This window comes from Bacillus sp. SIMBA_005 (genome assembly GCF_046535585.1).
Taxonomy (GTDB): domain Bacteria; phylum Bacillota; class Bacilli; order Bacillales; family Bacillaceae; genus Bacillus; species Bacillus pumilus.
This window is the reverse complement of record NZ_JAWRWI010000252.1, coordinates 1-281: the sequence shown is the minus strand read 5'-3', so window position 1 is coordinate 281 and position 281 is coordinate 1. Positions and strand designations below refer to the sequence as shown.

Here is a 281-nt window from a genome sequence, read left to right as displayed (position 1 = left end):
ATCGGCGCGCGTTCGCGGATCCGCTCGAGCAGGTCGTCGGGGAGGTACGCGGCGGGGTCGAAGTCGCTCATGACAGGGCCTCCAGGAGCTGGCGGATCGATTCCTCGGGCTTGTCGCGGTGCAGGGAGTGGCCGGCGCCCTCGACGACCGACATCGTGAACCGGGGATTGGCGGCGAGCACCTCGGCGGCCAGGTCGCCGGTGAAGATGCTGTAGACAGCAGGATCGGCGGCGATCACGTGCGTGGGGACGGTCACCCGCTCCGCCTGCTCCCGCACATCC

Annotated in this window: 1 protein-coding gene; it reads right to left on the bottom strand. The window is 70.1% G+C overall.

Annotated features, from left to right (window positions below):
- Positions 1 to 67 precede the first annotated feature (67 nt).
- Positions 68 to 281: alpha/beta fold hydrolase (locus SB660_RS19980; protein ID WP_410584026.1), on the bottom strand; the 214-nt coding region annotated here is incomplete at its 5' end.